General features: G+C 70.1%; 13 protein-coding genes. 9 read left to right on the top strand and 4 right to left on the bottom strand.

Going from position 1 to position 19,672, the window contains the following annotated elements; translation table 11 throughout:
* Nucleotides 1-9 precede the first annotated feature (9 nt).
* From AB0J66_RS00805 to AB0J66_RS00815, 3 genes are read left to right on the top strand one after another with little or no spacing between them, the layout of a single operon-like run.
* Nucleotides 10-3,558, top strand: coding sequence for a LamG domain-containing protein (locus AB0J66_RS00805; protein ID WP_364654502.1), 3,549 nt, complete (start codon nt 10-12; stop codon nt 3,556-3,558).
* A gap of 14 nt (nt 3,559-3,572) precedes the next feature.
* Nucleotides 3,573-10,379, top strand: coding sequence for a polymorphic toxin-type HINT domain-containing protein (locus AB0J66_RS00810; protein WP_364654503.1), 6,807 nt, complete (start codon nt 3,573-3,575; stop codon nt 10,377-10,379).
* A 14-nt stretch (nt 10,380-10,393) separates the two neighbouring features.
* Nucleotides 10,394-11,104, top strand: a complete 711-nt coding sequence (locus AB0J66_RS00815) for an SMI1/KNR4 family protein (protein ID WP_364654505.1) — start codon at nt 10,394-10,396, stop codon at nt 11,102-11,104.
* Nucleotides 11,105-11,164: 60 nt separating this feature from the next.
* Here AB0J66_RS00815 and AB0J66_RS00820 read toward each other — a convergent pair whose 3' ends face one another.
* The 3 genes from AB0J66_RS00820 to AB0J66_RS00830 all read right to left on the bottom strand — a co-directional run bounded on the left by AB0J66_RS00820 (nt 11,165) and on the right by AB0J66_RS00830 (nt 13,708).
* Nucleotides 11,165-11,461 carry a hypothetical protein gene (locus AB0J66_RS00820; RefSeq protein ID WP_364654507.1) on the bottom strand — a complete coding sequence of 99 codons (297 nt, stop codon included), beginning with the start codon at nt 11,459-11,461 and terminating at the stop codon, nt 11,165-11,167.
* Nucleotides 11,454-12,239, bottom strand: a complete 786-nt coding sequence (locus AB0J66_RS00825) for a hypothetical protein (protein ID WP_364654508.1) — start codon at nt 12,237-12,239, stop codon at nt 11,454-11,456. Before AB0J66_RS00825 ends, AB0J66_RS00820 begins: the two co-directional genes overlap by 8 nt.
* 98 nt (nt 12,240-12,337) lie before the next feature.
* Nucleotides 12,338-13,708, bottom strand: coding sequence for an Nramp family divalent metal transporter (locus AB0J66_RS00830; protein WP_364654509.1), 1,371 nt, complete (start codon nt 13,706-13,708; stop codon nt 12,338-12,340).
* 155 nt (nt 13,709-13,863) lie between these two features.
* Here AB0J66_RS00830 and AB0J66_RS00835 point away from each other — a divergent pair, with 155 nt between their 5' ends.
* Complete coding sequence (locus AB0J66_RS00835) at nt 13,864-14,340, top strand: DUF3558 family protein (protein WP_364654510.1); 477 nt, start codon at nt 13,864-13,866, stop codon at nt 14,338-14,340.
* Here the strand turns inward: AB0J66_RS00835 and AB0J66_RS00840 are convergent.
* Complete coding sequence (locus AB0J66_RS00840; RefSeq protein WP_364654512.1) at nt 14,236-14,940, bottom strand: thymidine kinase; 705 nt, start codon at nt 14,938-14,940, stop codon at nt 14,236-14,238. The two genes, AB0J66_RS00835 and AB0J66_RS00840, sit on opposite strands and share 105 nt — an antisense overlap.
* A gap of 264 nt (nt 14,941-15,204) precedes the next feature.
* Here AB0J66_RS00840 and AB0J66_RS00845 point away from each other — a divergent pair, with 264 nt between their 5' ends.
* The 5 genes from AB0J66_RS00845 (at nt 15,205) to AB0J66_RS00865 (ending at nt 19,587) form a co-directional block, all read left to right on the top strand.
* On the top strand, nt 15,205-15,483 hold the full coding sequence (locus AB0J66_RS00845) for a hypothetical protein (protein WP_364654514.1): 279 nt from the start codon (nt 15,205-15,207) through the stop codon (nt 15,481-15,483).
* Nucleotides 15,484-15,792: 309 nt separating this feature from the next.
* The gene (locus AB0J66_RS00850; RefSeq protein ID WP_364654515.1) at nt 15,793-16,173 is read left to right on the top strand and encodes a hypothetical protein; all 381 of its coding nucleotides are present in this window, start codon (nt 15,793-15,795) and stop codon (nt 16,171-16,173) included.
* A 13-nt stretch (nt 16,174-16,186) separates the two neighbouring features.
* Nucleotides 16,187-17,566 (top strand): thiamine pyrophosphate-binding protein, encoded by a 1,380-nt coding sequence (locus tag AB0J66_RS00855; RefSeq protein WP_364654517.1) that lies wholly within the window; start codon nt 16,187-16,189, stop codon nt 17,564-17,566.
* A gap of 7 nt (nt 17,567-17,573) precedes the next feature.
* Complete coding sequence (locus AB0J66_RS00860) at nt 17,574-19,010, top strand: hypothetical protein (protein WP_364654519.1); 1,437 nt, start codon at nt 17,574-17,576, stop codon at nt 19,008-19,010.
* 52 nt (nt 19,011-19,062) lie between these two features.
* Nucleotides 19,063-19,587, top strand: coding sequence for a hypothetical protein (locus tag AB0J66_RS00865; protein ID WP_364654521.1), 525 nt, complete (start codon nt 19,063-19,065; stop codon nt 19,585-19,587).
* The last annotated feature ends 85 nt before the right edge of the window (nt 19,588-19,672 follow it).

Consider the following 19,672-nt stretch of genomic DNA (forward strand, 5'->3'; position numbering starts at 1 on the left):
GGCCAGTCCATGGCAACGGGGGAGAAGCGCCGGGGCAGCCGCGGGATCGGCCTGGTGGCCGGTCTGGCGGCGCTGCTGGCGGGATACGCGGTGACCCCGGGGGTCACCGCCACGCCGGCGCCGGCGATGACGCCGGTGGCCGAGGAGTCGCCCTACCGGCCGACCGAGGGTGAGGCCGCGGCCTACGCGAAGCAGCTCGGCCAGCGGGTCGAGATCGGCTCGCTGCGGGGCGAGCGGCGTACCGCGTACGCCAACCCGGACGGCACGTTCACCTCGATCGACCACGTCCAGCCGGTCCGGGTCCGGTCCGGCAGCGGCTGGCTGCCGGTCGACGCGACGCTCGAGGCCGCGGCCGACGGCACGCTGATCCCGAAGGCCGTCACGTACGGGCTCCGGCTGTCCGGCGGCGGGGACGGCCCGCTGCTGACGGCCGAGCGGGCCGGGCGGTCGTTGTCGCTGAGCTGGCCGGGTGATCTGCCCGAGCCCACGGTCGAGGGCGACCACGCCACGTACGGCGAAGTGCTCCCCGATGTCGACCTGGTCGTCACGGTGACGCCGGAGAGCTTTTCGCACGTGCTGGTGGTCAAGACGGCCGAGGCGGCGGCGGACCCGCGCCTGGCCGAGATCGAGTTCGGGCTGAAGACCACCGGCCTGACCGTGCGGGAGAACGCCGGCGGGGACCTCACCGTGGCCGACTCCGGTAGCGGGGACGCCGTCTTCGAGGCGCCGCAGCCGACGATGTGGGACTCACCGGCCCCGGCCGCCGCGGCCCGCTCGGCCGTTCCGCAGAACGAGGCCGTTCCTCAGGACACCACGGTGCCCGAGGTGCCTATCGGCGTCGAGGTGGACAAGGACAGCCTCACGCTGGTGCCCGACGCCGAGATGCTGGCCGACCCGGCCACCACCTTCCCGGTCTACATCGACCCGGTCCTGTCGACCTCCAAGCGCAGCGCGTTCACGATGGTGGCCAGCGGCTTCCCGAGCGAGGAGTACTGGTCGTTCGACGGCGAGGCCGACGAGGGCGTCGGCGAGTGCCCGGTCGTGACCGGCACCTGCAAGGGGGCCGGCGTCAAGCGGCTGTTCTACACGGTGCCGACCTCGGCCTACCTGGGCTCGACGGTCCTGGAGGCCAAGTTCGCGGTCACCATGGTGCACACGTTCGACGGCAACGCCGCGCCGGTCCGGCTCTACCGGGCCAGTGGCGGCATCTCGACCGCCACCAACTGGGGCAACCAGCCGGACCTGCCGGAGATCATGCAGACGGTCTCGCCGACCGACAAGGCCGGCTCCTGCAGCACCGGCAACCAGAACGTGCGGTTCAACGCCATCGAGATCGTCGACGACATGCACGCCGGCAAGCTCAAGAGCGTCACCTTCGGGCTCCGGGCGGTCGACGAGACCGACCACACCGCGTGGAAGCGCTTCTGCGGCAACGGCCAGCTCGAGGTGAAGTACAACCACCTGCCCAACGTTCCCTCGACCGGCACGATGACCTCGGCTCCGGGCGGGAAGTGCATCACCGGCACCCCGGTCCCGGTCATCTCGGCCTTCCCCGTGCTCAGCGCCTACGTCAAGGACGCGGACCACTCGACCGCGCACGTCGAGCAGGTCAAGGCCCGGATCCAGCTGTCCTGGACCACGAGCACGGGCACGACCCAGACCAAGACGTACACCACCGGGGTCAAGGCCGGTGACGGCAAGACGCCGTTCAAGGTCACGGTCAAGGCGGGCGAGGCGCCGCTGAACACCGTCATCACCTGGAAGGCGGCGGGCGGCGACGACGTCGGCTGGAGCGATTACAGCGCGGGCTGCAAGTTCAAGATCGACCGTACGGCGCCGCCGGAACCGGACATCGACTCGCCGGACTTTCTGCCGCTGGACGCGGAGGACGACCGCACCGCCGACGCGGGGGCCTGCGTGGCCGACGACGAGGACCGCGGCTACGCCGGCCTCTACTCGACCTTCACCTTCGACGTGCCCGGCACTGATGCCGTGCGCTACCTGTACGGCTTCGACGAGGACCCCAAGAACACGGTCGTGCCGGCCGGCCCGGGCGGCCCGGTCACCGTCAGCGGCTGGACCCCGGACGACGCCGGCCTGCACTTCGTGAAGGTGCGCGCCTACGACGCGGCCAACAACCCGAGCACGATCGCCGAGTGCTACTTCGGCGTGCCCAAGCGGCTGGCCGCCGGCGAGTGGAACTTCAGCGACAACCCCGGTTCGCCGACCGCCGCCGACTCGCGCGGCGAGCACCCGATGGCCGCCGGCGCCGGCGTGACGCTGGGCGTTCCCGGCCCCGGCTGCCTCAACGTCAGCCCCTGCGAGCGGGACCGGGGCGCCAGCTTCACCGGCGAGGCCGACAGCTACCTGGCCACCGACAGCTCGGCGCTGATCGACACCCAGAAGGGCTTCACCGCCGCGGCCTGGGTGAAGCTGACCGACGACACGAAGAACCGGGTCGCGGTCAGCCAGGACGGCACCGGCGTGCCCGGCTTCACCCTCGGCTACGACGCCGGCACCAAGAAGTGGGCGTTCAAGATTCCGGTCACCGACGTCCGCAACATGGGCGCCTGGGGCACGGTCAGCGGCAACGCGGCCGTCAAGAACGAGTGGACCCACCTCGCCGGCGTCTACGACGCCTACCGGGAGACGATCGAGCTGTACGTCAACGGCGTCCGGCAGACGACCGGGGCCAACGTGCGCCGCTCGGCGTTCACCTCGTACGGCCCGGTCCAGGCCGGCCGCAGCCTCGACTGGGGCGCCTACGGCAACTACTGGAAGGGCAGTCTGGCCGAGGTCGAGGTCTACGACCGCATCCTCAGCGGGGTCGAGGTCAACGGGATGGTCAGCCGCCGCCCCAACCGGCAGGCCTACTGGCAGTTGAACGCGGTCAGCGGCGGCAAGAGCGCCGAGCTCGACGGACTGGCCGGCCGGGAGCTGCTGGTCGAGGGCGCGACCGTCCGGGTCCCCGACCCCGACGACTGGGAGGCCGAGTCGCCGATGGTCGGCGCGGGCGAGCTGAAGCTCGACGGCATCGACGACCGGGCCCGCACCACCGGGCCGGTCGTGCCGACCGCGGGCAGCTTCTCGGTCAGCGCCTTCGTGCGCACGGCGGCGCCGGTGTGCAGCACCGGTCAGTCCGTCCTGTCGCAGGCGGGCACGGCCAACAGCTCCTTCCGCATCCAGTGCACCCCGGAGGACACGTGGAAGGTGATCATCCCGAACACCGACGCGTCCCCGAGCAGCACGGTGATCGCCACCGACCCGGACCGCGGGCCGACCGCCGATCAGGGCGGCCAGCACATCGCGATCGTCTACGACGCGTACACCCGCGAGCTGAGGTTCTACGTCTCCGGTGAGCTGGTGGACACCCAGGACGTGCCGGTCGGCGCCGCGTTCTCCGGCACCGGCGGCTTCCAGATCGGCCGGGCCCTGGTCAACGGGCAGTTCGGCGAGTACTTCGCCGGGCTCGTGGACGACGTGCGCGTCTACGGCGGAACGATCGACGACACCACCGTCCAGCTCCTCGCCCAGCACGCCGAACAGCCGAAGATCTGAGCGGAGAGAGACCCATGCGATTCGGAAAACGCACCCTCTCGGCCGCGCTCATCGCGGCTGTGGTAGCCACCCTTCTCCACGCCGACCCGTTGCCGGCTGTCGCGGCGCCGGCCGACGACCGTCCGGCCGTACCCGCCGAAGGCAAGCCCGCGCCGGTCAAGCCGGCTCCCCAGGGCCTGACCAACCTGCCGGACAAGGCGCTCGAGCTGGCGAAGAAGCCGAAGCCCGAGCCGGCCTGGCCGGCGGCCGCCACCGTCGAGGTGGCGGCCGGCGGAACCGGATCCAAGGTCGGCGGCCTGAAGGTCAAGGCCGCCGCGGGCCGGCTCAAGGTGCAGACCTACGCCAAGGACGTCGCCGACCGGGCGAAGTCCAGCGGACCGGTCATGCGGGTCAGCCCCGCCGCCGGGGCCAAGGCCGGCACGACCCGGATGAGCTTCGACTACGCCGCGTTCGCGGGTGGAGCCGGCGATCTGGGCGACCGGCTCACCCTGGTCGCGCTGCCCGAGTGCGCCCTGACCACGCCGGACGCCGCCGCTTGTGCCCCGAAGCCGCTGGCCGCGGTCAACGACGGCAACGCCCGGACGCTGAGCGCGGACGTCAACGTCGCCGCCACCGGCACGCTCGTGGCCATGCGGGCCAGTGAGGGCGGGGCCAAGGGCACGTACGGCGCCACCCCGCTCGCCCCGTCGTCGAGCTGGAGCGTCGCCCCCTCCTCGGGCTCGTTCGCCTGGTCCTACCCGCTGCGGCTGCCGCCGGTGCCGGGCGGCTTCGGCCCCGGTGTCTCGTTCGCCTACAACTCGCAGGCCGTCGACGGGCAGACCGCCGACACCAACAACCAGGGCTCCTGGATCGGCCAGGGCTTCACCTACGAGCCGGGCTACGTCGAGCGCCGTTACAAGCCGTGTCAGGACGACGGGCACAAGGACGTCGGTGACCTCTGCTGGGCGTACGACAATCTCACGTTGTCGTTGAACGGCTCCTCGAGCGAGCTGGTCCGCTCCGGCAGCAGCTGGAAGCTGGCCAACGACGACGGCTCGAAGATCCAGCGGCTGGCCGGCGCGGTCAACGGCGACGCCAACGACGGCAACCTGACCGGCGAGCACTGGAAGCTCACGACCAGCGACGGCACGCAGTACTTCTTCGGCCTCAACCAGCTGCCCGGCTGGAGCACGGGCAAGGAGGAGACCAACTCCACGTGGACCGTGCCGGTCTTCGGTGACGACGCCTCCAACAAGGACGACGGCGACGTGGCCGAGCCCTGCTACAAGTCCACCTTCGCCAACGCGTGGTGCCAGCAGGCGTGGCGGTGGAACCTCGACTACGCGCTCGACCGCAACAACAACGTCATCGCGTACTACTACGGCAAGGAGACCAACTCCTACGCGCTCGGCCGCAAGACCGACGTCAACGGGACCACGTACGACCGGGGCGGTTACCTCAAGCGCATCGACTACGGCCAGCGGGCCGGCGCCGTCTTCACCACCGCCCCGGCCGCACGCGTGGTCTTCAAGGAGGAGGAGCGCTGCGACCCCACGGTCAACGCGACCGCCTGCGCCAACAACAACCTGACCGACGCCACCAAGGCCGCCTGGCCCGACGTTCCGTACGACCGGATCTGCGCCGCCGGCACGAAGTGCAAGACCGACCAGGTCTCCCCGTCGTTCTTCACCCGCAAGCGGCTCTCCACGGTGACCACCCAGATCCGCAACGGCACGAGCACGTTCGCCGACGTCGACCGGTACACCCTGGGCCAGCTCTACCCGGACAACGGTGACGGCAGCAACGGCCTGTGGCTGCACACCATCAAGCAGGAGGGCCTGTACGGGGGCGGCACCGCGCTCGCCTCGCCGGTCGTGCGCCTGGACGTCAAGCAGCTGGAGAACCGGATCGTCCAGCCCGGTGACCTGATGGGCAAGTTCGGCCGGCCGCGGCTGGGCACCGTCTACAACGACACCGGCGGCCAGCTCGACATCGAGTACTCCAAGCCCGAGTGCACCGGCACGACCCTGCCGGCCGAGGGCAAGAGCACCAAACGCTGCTACTCGGTGCGCTGGCATGGTGGGGGCAGCGAGGAGCCGTACCTCGACTGGTTCAACAAGTACGTGGTGGTCGCCGTCCGCGAGACCGACACGACCAGGATCGACCCCGAGGCGCAGCCGACCCCGGACATGGTCACGTTCTACGACTACCAGGGCGCGGCCGGCTGGCGGTACCCGGACCCCGACGGCATGACCGAGGACAAGTACAAGACCTGGTCGGAGTGGCGCGGCTACAAGACGGTCGTGGTCAGCAAGGGCGACGACCAGACGGTCCGCACGCGCAGCCGCCACACGTACATGCAGGGCCTCGACGGCAACAAGAACGTCGAGGGCGGCACGCACGACGTGTCGATCTCCGACTCGACCGGCGCCACCTACACCGACCAGAAGGACTTCGTCGGCTTCGAGATCGAGACCGAGGTCCTCGACGGCACCAACGACAAGGTGATCAGCAAGTCGGCCACCACCCCGGCCCGGTACGAGACGGCCAGCCAGACCCGCTCGTTCGGCACGGCCAAGGCCACCATCGTGCGGCCCAGCATCGTGCGCAGCTTCACCGGCCTGCAGTCGGGCGGCTGGCGCGAGACCAAGACGGTGACCGCCTACGACCAGGCCAACGGGCGGGTGACCGCGGTCGACGAGCTCGGTGACGTGTCGACGGCGGACGACGACCGGTGCACCCGCAGCTACTACGCGGACAACACCGGCGCCAACATCCTGACCATGGTGTACCGCACCGAGACGGTCCTGGTGAACTGCTCGGCGTCGCCGAACCGGGCCACCCAGGTGCTCTCCGACTCGCGGACCTACTACGACGGCAGCACCACCCTGGGCAGCGCCCCGACCCGCGGCCTGATCACCAAAACGGAACGGCTGACCAGCCACAACGGCACGACCGGGACATATCAGAAGGTCAGCGAGAGCACCTTCGACGCGTACGCCCGGCCGTTGACCGTGACCGACGCCAAGGGCGTCGTCTCCAAGCTCGGTTACACCGAGACCAACGGTCTCACCACCAAGCGTACGGAGACCTCACCCAAGATCTCGATCAACAAGGCCACGCCGGTCGAGTTCACGGCGAGCACCGAGCTCAACCCGGCGTGGGGCCTGCCCACGGTCGAGACCGACTGGAACGACAAGCGCACCCAGATCAAGTACGACAAGCTGGGCCGGGTCACCGAGATGTGGACCCCCGACCGGGACGGCACCTCGCTGCCGGCCACCCGCTACTCGTACGTCCAGGCCGCCGGCAAGCCGACTGTCGTGGTCACCGAGAAACCCGACAGCGACGCCACGAAGACCCAGTACGAGTACCAGATCTTCGACGGCTTCCTGCGCCCCCGCCAGGTGCAGGCGCCCGCCCCCGGCGGCCGCCGCCTGGTCACCGACACCTGGTACACCTCGACCGGCAAGGTCGACCGGGTCAGCGAGCCCTACGCAGCCGACGGCGCCCCGGCTCCGGTCCTGCTCCCGACCGAGGACGTCGACACCGATCTGCAGACCGGCTACGTCTACGACGGCGCCGACCGCGTCACCGACGTCATCGCCTTCTCGGCCGGGCACGAGCAGTACCGCACCACCACGTCGTACGGCGGCGACCGCACCATGGTCACCCCGCCCACCGGCGGCACGGCCACCACGTCCATCACCGACGCCCGCGGCCAGACCACCGCGATCTGGTACCACAAGGGCGCGACACCGACGGGCGCGCACGACACGACCACGTACAAGTACACGCCGGCCGGGCTGCTCTCCGAGGTCACCAACCAGGCCGGCACGAAGTGGGGCTACACGTACGACCAGCTCGGCCGCAAGAAGACCGCGGTCGACCCGGACGCCGGCACCACGACGTTCACCTACGACGAGGTCGACCGGGTCACCCGCACCGTCAACCAGCGCGGCAAGACCTTCGACACCGAGTACGACGATCTCGGCCGCGTCACCGGCACGTTCGAAGTGACCACGGCCGGGCGCACCCAGCTGACCGAGACCCAGTGGGACCGCAAGTTCAAGGGCCAGCAGTACGCCCAGATCAAGTTCGTCAACGGCCAGCAGTACGTGGTCGCGACCACCAACCAGGACGCGCTCTACCGCCCGACCGAGGTCAAGTACTCGATCCCGGCCGACGCGGGCGACGCCCTCAAGGGCGTCTACACGTTCACGACGAGCTACAACACCGACGGCACGGTGCAGGGCCAGACGTTCCCCGAGGGCAAGGGCGGCCTGCCGGCCGAGGCGGTCGTCTACCGCTACGACGACCTGAAGCGGCTCAAGGGCGTCACCGGCACGACGGGCAGTTATGTCACCGACGTCCTCTACACCGACGACGGCCGGGTGACGCAGGCCGAACTCGGCACCGGCGGCCGCCGCTCGTGGGTCACCTTCGGCTACGAGGACACCACCCAGCGCCTGCAGAAGCTGATCCTCAAGCGGGAGAGCTACACGACCCCGCAGAACCCGACGCCGGACCGCCCGTCCAGCGACATCAACCAGGAGTACACCTACGACGACGCCGGCAACATCCTGTCCATCAAGGACGACCCGGCCTCCTCGACCGTCAACGACACGCAGTGCTTCACGTACGACTACATGCGCCGCCTCACGTCGGCCATCGCGACGGGCGGGACGGACTGTCAGAACCCGGTGATGGGCGGCATCGCGCCGTACCACACCACCTACACGTACGACGCCGCCGGCAACCGCAAGACCGAGGTGAACGAGGGTGGCACCGACCGCACCTACACCTATCCGGCGGGGACCGCGGCCAACCCGCACGCGGTCCAGAACATCGTCGAGAAGGACCAGACCGGCAACACCAAGCTGTACGAGTACAAGTACGACGAGACCGGCAACACGACGAAGCGCATCAAGGCCGGCGAGAACCAGACCCTGGAGTGGGACTCCGAGGGCCACCTGGCCTCGGTGACCAACGCCGACGGCAAGAAGACCAGCTTCGTCTACGGCGCCGACGGCTCCCGCGTCCTCCGCCGCGAGCCGACAGCGACCACGCTGTACCTGCCGGGGATGGAGATCCGCCTCACCACGGCGACCAACAAGGTCGACGACACCCGCTTCATCGGCCTGGCCGCGGGCGCGACGGCGGTGAAGACGATCCAGGGCATCCAGTTCCAGATCGCCGACCCGAACGGCACGGGTCAGGCGGCTGTGGACGCCGCCAGCGGCAACATCACGATGCGCCGCTCGACTCCGTTCGGCACCGACCGCGGAACTCCACCGGCGGCGGGCTCGTGGACGGGGGAGAAGGGCTTCGTCGGCGGCACCAAGGACTCGACAACGGGGCTGACCCACCTGGGCGCCCGCGAGTACGACCCGGTGGCGGGCCGCTTCATCTCGGTCGACCCGGTCATCGACGTCAGTAACCCGGCCCAGCTGAACGCCTACGCCTACGGCTGGCAGAACCCCATCTCCAACCCGGACCCCAGCGGTTTGATGCCTTGCCGCAACTGCGAGGACGGAGCCAGGGGCGGCAGTGGCCAGCCTGTCTCCCAGCCGCCGCCCACGGTCGAGGAGGACGAGGAGGTCGTCCAGGCCAAGGAGGAGCAGAAGAGGGTCAAAGAGGAACTCGTCCATGTCGCCAAGGCCCTTGGCAAGATCCTCATGGACGAGCTCGGCATCACGGACGCCCTCGACTGCTTCACCAAGGGGGACATCGGGGGCTGTATCAACACGGCCATCAACGTCGCGTTCAGCATCATCGGCGGCGCAGCGGGCAAACTCTTCGCCCGATACGCCTTCCGTTGGAAAAGAGCGGCGAATGTCATCGAGTCGCTGTGGGATCTTGGCGGCCGGCTCAAGGGTCTGGTGGGCGATTTCTTCGCCTCAGCGGAGAAGCTGAAGAACGCCAGAAGCAGGGCCAGGAGCTTGGCGGACAAGGTCGACGATCTGGGGAGCTCCTGCACTCACAGCTTCGCCCCAGCGACATTGGTTCTTTTGGCGGACGGGTCGACGAGACGTATCGATCAGGTCCGGGTAGGGGACGAAGTCGTCGCTACCGACCCGGAGGAGGGTGAGAACTCAACCCACAAGGTCGTCGCCACCTTCACCAACAACGACACCGATCTCACCTCGCTGACGATCGCGGACGGCAGCGGTGCGATCTCAACCCTTGACACGACACAGCATCACCCGTTCTGGAGCGTCACGCGCCAGGACTGGGTCGACGCCGCGTCGCTGGCGCCGGGCGAGTCGCTCGCGACTGACGACGGGCGCACAGTGCACGTGCTGGAAGTCCGGAACTTCACAGGCCGTCGCACCATGCACGACCTGACGGTCGATGACATCCACACGTACTACGTCTTCGCCGGCGACAGTCCGGTCCTCGTCCACAACAACGACCCTGGAATCATCAATCTCGGAGTCAGTGGGTCTTCGTGCGCGGTGGGAACCAAGGGCGACTACTACAACATGTCGACCGCAGGGCGAACTCCGGATGAGGCGGCCGCGATGGAGGAATACGCGAGCCGGTCGAATGCGTGGCTCGAGGCCAACGGTCCCCAGGTCGTGCAGCCGACTGCCGGGAAGCTGCGGACGAAGGCGAATGCGGCGGCACGGGCTGAGCGGCGCCGGGCCCGGCGGGCGGGTGTGGCTTACACTGGTCAGGCCGGTCACGTGCCCGACACGGCGGTGACCGGGATGGCGAATCCGCCGGCGGGATGGCTGGACATGCCGGGTAAGTCAAACAGTGTCGCCGGCGGTGGACTGTCCTCCCGAATCGGGACGACGATCCGTGGAATGTTGATCGACGGAATCTACGTCCCCTAGGAAGACGGAGAATCATGCTGGACAAGGTGCTTGATCGGCTGCTCGAAGCGGGCGTCGCCTACGTCGGACAGCCGGTCGAGTCCAACGCGTTATCTGACCCGGCACTCGCTGTGCTGCCGTCGGATTATCGCGAAACGCTTCAGCGTCTGAATGGATTCAGCGTGCACGGCGGAGCCAACCGGCTTTTCGGTATCCGCCCGGATGCTTACATGGACATCCGGGCTTGGAATCAGGAAAGCCGGTGGCGCTTCGCCTGGGATCGACGGGTCGGGCCTTATCTCGTCATCGGCGAGACGTTCTTCGGGGATCTGTACGCGCTCAAGCATGCGGATCCGTCGGACGGATACCTGCCGGAGATCTACCTGCTCGAGGCGAACTTCCTGGAGCCGGAAGTCATCGCGGATACGTTCACCGAGTTTCTGGAAGAAGAACTTCTTCGTATCGCGGTGGAGCCGTATGACGACATCGACATCGCCGCGGTTGAGAAGTTCGGCTCTGTGGATCCCTCAAGAAATCTCGTTTACTCGCCGTCGATCGCGCTCGGCGGCCCCGAGGACGTTCAGAACCTCATGGCCATGGACGCGTTCACGGCGATGGTGATCGCGGGTGATATCGCTCAGGCGATCGAGTCGGCACCGGAGGATGCGGTGCTCACGGGTGTCGTGCCGTGGGTCGACGAGAGCGGGCGGTCTCGGATCAGGGTCGAGTTCCGCGAAGAGGGCTGACCGAGTTCAGCCGGCTGCGCGGACGGAGTTACTTTCGGCGAGGTAGGGGCGGCCGGCCGGTCAGCACAGGATGGTGACGACGGTGATGGTGCCGGCGCCGGCGCTCACGGCGCCGCCCGCGGCGGCGCCGGTGTGAACGAAGAGGGCTGAGACGCCCAGGGAGCCCGCGAACAGGGTTACGGCGGAGATCAGACGGGCCCAGGCCATCCGGCGCATGTGGCGGGCGTCTTCGGTGATCTGCTGGAGCAGGACGGCTGGGGCGTTCGGGTCGACGCGCTTCCACTCGGCGATGGTGCCGGGCGGAAGCAGGTGGGGCCAGGCGGTTGATGTCGTGACCGGACTGCTCTGCTCAGGCATCGGAACCGCCCGTCGGGGTCAGGTAGGTGGCGAACGTCCCGGTCAGCCGGTCGATGCGGTCGGCGGCCGTGGTGGCCGCGAAGTTCGTCGCGGCCTGCCTGGTCAGCGGGAGGTTCACGGCGTACATGAGGCGAGCCGCCCGGAGGCGGCGGCGCAAGCGAAGGTGGAGGGCTTGGGCGGTGTAGATCTGCGCCTGTGCGTCCACGGCCCAGGCCAAGCTCTTCCGACGTTCGCGAAGGACTCTCAGCCGTCGGGCAACCAGGGCGAACTCCATGGCCAGCAGGGGATGGGCTGCGGCATTCGACTGATCCTGACCTTTGGTGAATTCGTCGGTGAGCCGGGCGGCCTCCGCACGCAGCTGTTGGATCACAGTGAGCTGACCTCGGCGATCCAACTCGCCGATGCGAGCGACGCGCAGGCGCGAGACGTCGCGCTCGCGGCGTTGTGAGCGGGCTGCCGCCACGGCGACGAGCAGCGGCGCGACCAGCACGCCGACGACCGTGACGACGACAATGGCGGCTGCTGTAGGCCAGCTCATCCCGTCGGCGCCGACTTGGAACGCGTATCCGAAAAGGCCGGACAGGGTCAAGGTCGCCGTGGCGATCGCGAGAACGCCACGCCGGGACGGATAAGACGAGAGGGGTTCGAGAATCCGATTGTTGTCGCCACGCATGGAGGGTTCGGCGGCGACGTTCACCCCACTCGCCGGTGATCCCTCGCGTGCAGCGCCGGGCGATTCGGGCGTGCCCGTCGGCGTGCGACTTCTGTCATCGCCCATGAACTCATGGTGACCATTGCGTGGACCTGAGACAAGAGCCCATCGATGGCTCGGCTACCCGCCTACCCCGGAAGCCTGGTGACTGCTGACGACGCCTGCTACAGCTTTTGCAGTTGGGTGACCACCATCGCGACCGCGAAGAAGCCGTAGAAGCCGATCGCGATCACCATGCCGGCCAGGCGCCAGCCGCGCATGCGGACCGCCGCAGGCAGGTCGCGGATGTTGAGGCGGATCAGCAGGATCGAGTAGAGCAAGGTGACCACCGAAGCGGCGCAGGTGGACACGATCAGCAGGCCCAACGGCTGGGTGAAGCCGGCCAGCAAAATCACCGAGCCCAGCACGATCTCCGCCCACACGACGGTCAGGTAGAGGCGCGGCTCGGTCCAGCGCGTCGAGTCCATCAGGTACGTGCGGTGCAGGAAGTCCGACGCGACGCGGCCGATGATGTCGAGCAGGCCCATCGCGGCGGCCCACAGGGAGACCGCGGCGACCGCGAGGAACAGCAGCTTCAGCCAGCCGCCGACGAGCGAGGCGAGCAGGCCGGCCTCGATGCGCAGGAACGAGGTGTCGTTCTTGAGGTCGTCGCGGCCGAAGAGGGTCTCGTAGGCGAGCAGGCTCATGACGCTGATGGTCACGAAGCAGACGGCGACGAACGTGACGAGGTGTTCGGCGTTGGCGCGTTTCCACCAGACGCGCCAGCGGGCCAGGTTGCCGGCGTCGGTCGACATGACGTAGCGGTCGGCGCCGGCGGCCTCCTCGCGGCCGGTGATGGGGGAGACCAGGCGGGGGGCGTGCGCGCCCATGCCGTACCGCTTGTCGCGGATCCAGTTGGAGAGGACCAGGTTGTGGACGCCGCCGGCGCCGGCGGCCCCGATGGCGCTCAGGATCAGGGTGAAGGTGATGCCCGGCGGGATGCGCCCGAACTCGGTCACCGTCGCGGAGGCGGCGTCGCCCCAGGTGGACAGTGAGATGACGAAGACGACCACGACGATCAGGAAGAAGAGCGTCAGGGCGACCTTGAGCATCTCGACGCGCTCGACCGTCGTGTAGACGACCTTGGAGAGGGTGAGCAGCACGCCGACGGCGAAGAGACTGACGACGGTGATCCAGACCGGATCGCCCCAGCCGGCGAGATACGTGAAGACGGTGGAGCCGCTGGTCGCCCAGCCCGGCCACGCGTACTGGAAGGCGCCGGCCAGGCAGATGATGATGCCCCAGCCCCGCCACCAGCGGGAGAAGCCCGCCACGACGGTCTGGCCGGTGGCCAGGGTGTACCGCTCGATCTCCATGTTGATCACGAACTGGATGGCCAGCGTGCAGAAGGCCAGCCAGAGCAGACCGAGGCCGCCGATCGCGGTCAGGTAGGGCCACAGGATGATCTCGCCGGCGGCCAGGCCGATGCCGGCGGCCACGACGCCGGGGCCGATCATGCGGCGCAGCGGGAGAGGCTCGGGCAGGGCAGCCGACATGGTGAGCTCCATCTATGTACGAACCGGTACGTTAGTTATCCGGTGTGACCGCCACCACTGTCAAGCGCTCCCTAACGGCTGAAGTTCGGTTCCGCCTCTCGACGCGGGCCCCCCAAGGTCGCGAACCTGGTCGGACCAACAGTCAGGAGACACCCTTGAACCGCTGGATCGGCGTCCTCGCGGCCGCGGCCCTCGCCGGCTGCAGTGCCCCCGCCGCCTCGGCCCCCACGCCGACCACGCCGGCGGCCCGCAGCGGGTTCGGGTCGAGCGATCAAGCGGACATCCCCGACCCGTGCGCGCTGCTCAGCCGGCACGACGTGCGGGAGCTGACCCATCGCGAGGTCACGCAGATCGACGAGGACGGCGCGGACGACAGCGCCCCCACCCGCTACTGTCAGTGGCAGCAGGAGGACGGCCAGCTGGCGATCTTCCTGGGCCGGACCACGCCCCAGGACTTCCGCCCCACGGTCGACGGCAACGAGACGGTCGACGGGCTCGGTGACGACGCGTACTTCAGCGCCGGGCACCTATACGTGCTCGACGGGACCATGCAGATCGACGTCTACTCGCGGGGCGGGGACGATCTGCCCGACGCCCAGCGGGTCGCCGAGGCCGTGATCGCCCGGCTGTGACACCGGGTTGAGCGCGTACGGCTGCCCGGCCCGGTGATGCCGCCGGCACAGCACCACATAGCCCACCTCGGCGTCCGCGTCGGTGTTGCCGACCACGACCGTGTCCCCGTCGCGGACCATCACCCCGCCGGTGACACGCGCGTTCATCCGGGCCGGCTGCCCGCACCAGCACATCGGATAGACCTGCAGCGCCTCCACGATGTCGGCCACCACGACCAGGCGGGCCGCCCCCGGGAACTGCTCGCCGCGGAAGTCCGACAGCAGCCCGAACGTGAACACGTCGATGTCGTGCTCGTCGACCAGCTCGGCCAGCTGATCGACCTGCTCCGGCGACAGGAACTGCGCCTCGTCCACGATCACGTGATCGACCCGGGGCCCGCTGAACGACAGCACCCGGTGCTTGAGGTCCATGTCCGCCTCGAACTCGATCGCGTTCGCCTCTATCCCGATCCGCGACGACACGATCCCCGCCCCGGCGCGATCCAGCCGGGTCATCAGCAGCCCCGTCCGCCCGCACGCGGCGTAGGTGTGCCGGTACTGCAGCACCATCGTGCTCTTGCCACTGTTCATCGCCGCGTACCGATAGTGCAGCTGGGCCATCCGGCGCCCCTCTCCCCGCTCAGCGGAGAAGAATAACGGCCGCCCTCGCGGTGATCACCGACACTGCAGATCAACACCATTTTGTACGGATTCTCGGCGGCGCCCGTGGGGGCCGGGCTCCTCGTCGAAATGCCCACATTCCGTGACGAGTTGCTTACTTTGGTGCTCCGAGCGCGTTTCTGGTCAACCTTCGGACGACAAACGGGGTTCAAAGGCCCCCACGGTGAGCCGCCACGGCGGCCGTGCCCGCTACCGTTGGGGGTTATGACGACCTACTCCGGTCCGGCGAGGCTCACTCTCGTCGACGGCACCCATGTGTCCGGCATGGCATCACTGAGCACCAACCAGCGCGGCGGCATCAACGGATGGGGCGGCACGTTCCGCCCGGACCAGAAGGACGCGGACATCCGTGACGCCAAGGACGAGCTGTCGCTCGAGCTGCCGTACGACCAGATCGGCTCCGTGGCCGTGACGGGCGTCCGCAAGCTCCTCGCCACGCAGATCCTCGTCTCCCTGTCGGGAAGCGGCCCCGCGCCGTTCTGACGACCAGCGGGCGGACGGCCCGCCGGGCCCCGTCCGGGATGGCCGCCGCGATGTCGTAGAGGTCGCCGTGGAAGCGCACGACCTCCACGTCCGCCACGAGTCGCAGATTGCTGACGGCGGACTCACCGCCGAGGATGAAGGGGACCACCGGTGTCAGCCGCTCGCCCGGAGCGAGCGGCTGAACGCCGTCCAGCACGTCGCCGTAGACGGCGCCCGGCCGATCGCGTGGTCGCCGGGGAAGCGAGGCCCGGCGAGCCCGCGGTGATCAGTCGTTTGAGAGCTTGCTGCGCGATAGGCGTGCGACGGTGCATGAACGCCGAAATCGGCGCGGGCTATCGTCCCGGGGTGCGGAATTCGGCTATTCTTTCGGCCTTCGACGAGGTGCTTCATTCGCCGTTGTGCGGGTGGCGGGCCGTGGGGATCGCGGGGCGAGGAATCGTCCTTCAGGCGCGCTGCTCGCAGATGATGCTGGCCGACAAGGGCCGGCGTTACGACGACCCACCGGAGCAGGCGCGGCGACGAGCGCTGGACGCCGCCGACCGGCTCATCGCGCTCGGCGAGCTCGAGGACGACCTGGTCGAGACGGTCCGGCGGCGGCTGGGGGGCGAAACCAGGGAGCCGGAGTTCGAGGAGGCGCTCGACGACGTGGTCCGGCGGCTGGAAGCCTGGATCGTGTCATGGCCTGACTGAGGGACGGAGGCACATGGTCGGTCCCACTCACGCGCGGGCCTTCGCCGAGGCGATCCTCCACAGTGGGCGCGACCGGGTCTTCGGGCTGATGGGGGACGACAACGCGGCCCTGCTGCTCGCCCTCGGCGAGGCCGGCGTCGAGGTGGTCCGGGCCCGGCACGAGGGCGCGGCCATGGCGATGGCCGAGGGGTACGCGGGGGCGACCGGCCGGCCCGCGATCTGCTCCGTGCCGCACGGGCTGGGTCTCAGCGACGTGGTCGATTCATTGCGGCTGGCCGCGCGCCACCGGTCGGCGGTCGTCCTGATCGCCGCGGCCGAGGAGCACGACGTGACCACGTACCGCAGGATGTGGCCCGGGGAGAACCCGGCCGCCGCCCTGGCCGACGCGCTGAGCCTGGCCGCCGACCGGTGGCGGCCGGTCGTGCTGGGGGTGGACGCGGAGCTGATGACCGCGCCGGTGCGGGTGGGCGCGGTGAAGCTGCCGGCGCCCCGCCCGCGGATCGGCATCGCGCGGGGTGACGACCGGGTGGCCGCCCAGCGCCTGGCCGGTCTGCTGGCCGCGGCGAAGTGCCCGGTGCTGGTGGCCGGGCGGGGCGTGCTGGCCGCGGGCTGCGCCGATCTGGTGCGCGGGCTGGCCGAGCGGACGGGCGCGGCGCTGGCCACGACCCTGCCGGCCAAGGGCCTGTTCGACGGGCACGCGCAGGATCTGGGCCTGGCCGGGAAGTTCGCCCACCCGGCGGCCGAGCGGGTGCTGGCCGCGGCCGATCTGCTGGTGGGCCTGGGGGCGACGGTGACCGGTGCCCGGGTCGTGCGGGTGGTGGACGAGGCGGTGGCCGGGCCGGGCGAGACGGTGCTCGGCAATCCGGCCGAGGTGCTGGCCCGGCTGCGCGGGCCGGCGGCCAGGAAGACGCCGTGGTTCGAGCCGGTGGGCCCGGCGGCCGACTGCTGGCTGGAGGATCTCGCCGGGTACGCTCCGCCGATCCCGGCCGGGACGGTCGACCCGCGGGTGGCGCTGGCCGCGATCGACCGGCTGATCCCGGCCGGGGCGGTGGTCGTGGTGGGCGGCGGCCGCTGGTCGGCGTTCGCCTGCGCCCTGATCACGCGGCCCCGTGCGGGCCGGTTCGTGGCCACCGGCGGGCCGGCGGGGCGGGCGTTCGCCACGGCGGCCGGCGTGGCCCTGGCGTCGCCGGGGCGCAAGGTGGTCGTCTTCGACGGTGAGCACGAGGGGGCCGCGGAGCTCGCGGCCGATGTGGACCTGACGCTGTTCCTGATGAAGGAGGGCGGGACGTCGGCCGCCGTGACGGCGGAGGCGGCGCTGCGGCCCGGGTTCGCGGTGGCCGAGGTCTGCGTGGCGCCGTCGGTGCTGCCCCGGCATCTGCGGCCGGCCCCATAATGCAGGGGTGACGCTGACCGGGGCCGATTACGTCGGCTGGCTGCTGCGGGCCAACCGGCGGTTCGGCCCGGCCGGTGAGCTGCGCAGCGGGCGGGTGTTCGCCGAGGCGTACCGCACGGATGGCCGGCCGAGGCTGGCCCCCTCGCATGTCACCCGCTGGGAGAGCGGCGGCTTGCCGGCCGGCCGCGACGTCGTACGGCGCTATGAGCGTCTGCTCGGGCTGGAGCCCGAGTCGCTGGTGGCGGTGCGGGACGCGCTCTACCGGGCGTTGCCCGACGGCAGCCGGCCGCCGCCGGCGGGACCACCGCGGCCGGACGAGCGGCTGCACGAACTTCTCGACCTCGCCACGTCGCGCCACCCGCTCACCGGTCCCCAGTGGGGGGAGCTGACCGATCTGGTCGAGGAGCGGCCCGGCCTGGTGCTGCATCCGGCCGCGCTGTGGCGGGCGATCGGGGAGAAGCTGCTGGCCGATCTGATCACCAGCGAGGGCACCGCCTGGCTGCAGCGGCAGGAGGCGGCGAGCCGGCTGCTGGAGCATCCGGCCGCGGGCCGGCCGATGATCGAAGCCTGTATCGACCTGGTCGAGGACCGGCGGTCACCGGCCGTGATCGAGCCGTTGTCGCTGCTCGACGTGACCGCGGACCCGGCCGCGAACGCGTACGTCCTGCGGCACCTCGAGACCCCGGACAGCGACCGGCACCATCAGGGGGCCCTGCTGGCGGCCGTACGCAAGATCGAGCGCGGCCATTTCGCCGGGGATCAATGGGAGCGGCTGACCCGCGCGGTGTCCGTCGCCGGCGCGGACGGGGAGACCGGCCGGCTGCTGGCGGCGGTGCATCGCGCCCGTGCCGACGAAACGGACACGGTGCGCCGCGCCCCGGCCGACGAGACCGGCGCGGTGACGCCGGCCGGCCGGCGGGCCGCGGAGGAGGCGACCGCCCGGCTCGGGCCGGCCGGCGGGGCCGACCCGGTGCTGGCGGCGCTGGTGAGCACGGCGCTGGACGGCGTCGCGGTGGACCGGCGGGTGTTCGCGGCGATGACGATCGCGCAGTCGCCGTTCCAGGAGCCGGTCTCGGAGGTGCTGCTGGCCGGCGCGCGCCGCGATCTCGCCCGCCGCTCGGGCGGCGACCCGGCGCGGGCGCTGCAGACGATGACGATGCTCGGCACCGGTGTGCACCGGCCGTTGCTGCTCGACCTGCTGACCGGGCCGGGGCACGACCTCGCGGCGCGGCGGGCCGCGGCGTGGGCGATGCCGCACTGCGGGGGCAGGTTCACCGAGCGTCAGTGGCGCCGGATCCTCGCCGGGCAACGCGACACGAGCGTGGTGCACGGCGTCACGTACGGCATCGGCACCGACGGTCACCAGCGGCTGCTGGCCGAGATCGCGGCCGACCCGTCGATGCCGGAGATCGCCCGTACGACCGCCAGGTGGCTCCACAGCTGAGACCGCTAAAGTCATCGCGCCCACCCCCTCGGTCGATCAGGAGGAACGACGGATGTCCAGCGGTGACCCCTCGCACCCGAACACGCGCGGCAAGGTGCTCGTCAATGTGGCCGCCGGTGTTCTGGTCGCGGCCGGCCTCGCATTGCTGATCGGCGGCATCGTCGTCAAGCGGGCGGATGCGCAGCAGGCCGACCGTCTCCAGAGCAGCGGCACGCAGACCAACGCGGTGCTGCTCGACTACCAGGAGGCCTCGCTGATCGGGCAGGCCTCGGCGCTGCTGCGCTACTGGATCGGCGACAAGCAGCACGAGTCGCGCATCGCCTGCTCCACCGCGAGTGACTGCGACCCGGCCACGCATCCGGCGCTGCAGATCAAGTACGACCCGGCCCACCCGCAGCAGTTCGTCACCGACGACGGCATCACCGACCGGTCGACCAACTTCTTCAACTCGCTGCGGGTCATCGTGGCCGGCGCGGTGCTCTTCCTGATCGGCCTTCTCGCGGCTTACTTCCCGTGGCGTACGCGCCGTCGCGTGGCCCGGGCCCAGGCCGGCCGCGTCTGGCCGCCCCGCGCCTGACCTCCCCGGCCGCCGGCTTCTCGGGGCCGCCGGCTTCTCGGCCCGCCTGCTTTTTGGGCCGCCTGCCTTTGAGCCGCCGGCTTTG

It is taken from the genome of Actinoplanes sp. NPDC049598 (assembly GCF_040675435.1).
Lineage (GTDB): Bacteria > Actinomycetota > Actinomycetes > Mycobacteriales > Micromonosporaceae > Actinoplanes.

Excerpts from the sequence above, each read along its gene's own strand:
- AB0J66_RS00805 (WP_364654502.1), top strand. The coding sequence starts at position 10 with ATGGCAACGGGGGAGAAGCGCCGGGGCAGCCGCGGGATCGGCCTGGTG.
- AB0J66_RS00810 (WP_364654503.1), top strand. The coding sequence starts at position 3,573 with ATGCGATTCGGAAAACGCACCCTCTCGGCCGCGCTCATCGCGGCTGTG.
- AB0J66_RS00815 (WP_364654505.1), top strand. The coding sequence starts at position 10,394 with ATGCTGGACAAGGTGCTTGATCGGCTGCTCGAAGCGGGCGTCGCCTAC.
- AB0J66_RS00820 (WP_364654507.1), bottom strand. The coding sequence starts at position 11,461 with ATGCCTGAGCAGAGCAGTCCGGTCACGACATCAACCGCCTGGCCCCAC.
- AB0J66_RS00825 (WP_364654508.1), bottom strand. The coding sequence starts at position 12,239 with ATGGGCGATGACAGAAGTCGCACGCCGACGGGCACGCCCGAATCGCCC.
- AB0J66_RS00830 (WP_364654509.1), bottom strand. The coding sequence starts at position 13,708 with ATGTCGGCTGCCCTGCCCGAGCCTCTCCCGCTGCGCCGCATGATCGGC.
- AB0J66_RS00840 (WP_364654512.1), bottom strand. The coding sequence starts at position 14,940 with ATGGCCCAGCTGCACTATCGGTACGCGGCGATGAACAGTGGCAAGAGC.
- AB0J66_RS00845 (WP_364654514.1), top strand. The coding sequence starts at position 15,205 with ATGACGACCTACTCCGGTCCGGCGAGGCTCACTCTCGTCGACGGCACC.
- AB0J66_RS00850 (WP_364654515.1), top strand. The coding sequence starts at position 15,793 with ATGAACGCCGAAATCGGCGCGGGCTATCGTCCCGGGGTGCGGAATTCG.
- AB0J66_RS00855 (WP_364654517.1), top strand. The coding sequence starts at position 16,187 with ATGGTCGGTCCCACTCACGCGCGGGCCTTCGCCGAGGCGATCCTCCAC.
- AB0J66_RS00865 (WP_364654521.1), top strand. The coding sequence starts at position 19,063 with ATGTCCAGCGGTGACCCCTCGCACCCGAACACGCGCGGCAAGGTGCTC.